This window comes from Oleiphilus sp. HI0061, assembly GCF_001635675.1.
The window spans coordinates 1-1,307 of record NZ_LWFE01001876.1 but is presented as its reverse complement, the minus strand read 5'-3'; the positions used below and the strand labels follow the sequence as shown (position 1 = coordinate 1,307).

Annotated in this window: 2 protein-coding genes; both read right to left on the bottom strand. The window is 43.3% G+C overall.

Annotation, left to right across the window (positions count from 1 at the left end):
- Nucleotides 1-856, bottom strand: an 856-nt coding sequence (locus A3735_RS28530; RefSeq protein ID WP_197486129.1) for a response regulator, incomplete at its 3' end; no start/stop codon positions are given.
- Nucleotides 857-903: 47 nt separating this feature from the next.
- Nucleotides 904-1,307 (bottom strand): hypothetical protein (locus A3735_RS31615; protein ID WP_197486128.1); only part of this gene is annotated, 404 nt, incomplete at its 5' end.

Below are 1,307 nucleotides of genomic sequence, written 5' to 3'. Positions count from 1 at the left end.
ACTTTACGACACTTACAAGCCCCTCCCCAGGTCTTGTAATATACGCATCTGGCAACCCCCCTGCCCATACTAATGCTTTATCTCCCGATTCTGGCACATGTATTAGTGTCGCGGCGCAAAACATGTACTCAGGCAAAAAGGACTTTAAGGACTTATTCATCGAAGACGCAATTTCCATAATCGGCATACTTTTTTCACACATGGAGAAAAATGCTTGCGAGACAGGAATCGTACCAATTGCTGCAGCTAAACCATGACCAGTAAAGTCACCGAGAAAAGCATATAAACCACCACTTGGATTTTCGGCCAAAAGAAAGATATCGCCATTAAAGGTCGACATTGAAGAAAGATAGCTTTTAACATTTTTACAGTTCTGCAAGCTCCTCTTGAGCGTATGATTTAATACATGACGCCCCATCTCATGTTCTTGCGTTAATGTCGCGTGTAGACGGGTTAGCTCACTGTTTTTCGCATGAACTTGCTGGGTAAGCTCCTGAGTTCTCGCATGAGCCTTAATCTTCGCTTTTAGAACAATGCCATTAATGGGCTTTGGTAAATAATCATCTCCACCACTCTCCAGGCAAGCAAGCAAAGATTTCTCATCATGTTTTGCTGTCAGAAAAATAATAGGAACATGGGTATCGCCTGCGCGCTTTTTAATTAAGGACGCGGCTTCATAGCCATCCATAACAGGCATGACAATGTCCATCAGAACAAAGTCTGGCTGGTGCTCATCAAACTGCTCGACTGCTATCTGCCCATTTTCAGCTTCGATGCAGTCGTGGCCTTCGGATTCAAGCAAATACCTTACTAGAATACGATTCGATTCATGATCGTCCACAATTAGAACATTCATTCCCATTGTCTGTACTACCCACCCACGCTATTGATTAATATTTTGCGTTAAAACAATGAGACATTGTCATCACTCGCTTCTGCCGCAACACTGCTCTTAGAGCCACTCTTTTGCTTGCCAATCTCTTGCAATAAGTCGAGTATTTCGGCTTCACTGGACACACTCCTTACCTTATTCAGCGCCTCTTGTAACAAAGAGTTTTGTTGCAGAAAAGAGTTAATATCGGCACTAACATTATCAGCAAACTGTGAACTCCTGACCGCGTCAGCCACGTCCACTTTTAACGTTTCTGTATAAGCGGAAGCTTCATCCATAGTATTTTCAATGGTGACATTTGTTTGCTCCAAATCTACAAGCATTTCATCGACATGGGCTTTCGCACTGATCGCCATATTCATATCCAAGGATGCGATCTCTCCCACAATTTTGCTTACACCATCAATCGCGCGCT